The following is a 287-nucleotide window of genomic DNA, read 5'->3' on the forward strand; positions in this document are numbered from 1 at the left end:
TGATCGGCGAACAAGGTCAGCGGCTGCCGCGCGGCGAAAGCGGCTCGATTGCCATAGCCGGACCGGACCCGGTCATGTTCCTCGGCTACTGGCCGGACGACGAGAGCACCAGACTAAAATTCCGCAATGGCTTTCTCGTGACCGGCGATCTCGGGTGGCAGGACGAGGCGGGATTTTTTCATTTCGTCGGCCGCGATGACGACGTCATTACCAGCGGGGGTTACCGCATCGGTCCGGGCTCGATCGAAGATACGCTGCTAAATCATCCTGCTGTGCGATACGTCGCC

Annotated in this window: 1 pseudogene; it reads left to right on the forward strand. The window is 61.0% G+C overall.

The window, feature by feature from the left end:
* Nucleotides 1-287: pseudogene (locus tag SB822_RS56365) on the forward strand (AMP-dependent synthetase); the annotation flags it as partial.

The organism is Paraburkholderia sp. SIMBA_054, from assembly GCF_046534875.1.
Classification (GTDB): domain Bacteria; phylum Pseudomonadota; class Gammaproteobacteria; order Burkholderiales; family Burkholderiaceae; genus Paraburkholderia; species Paraburkholderia hospita.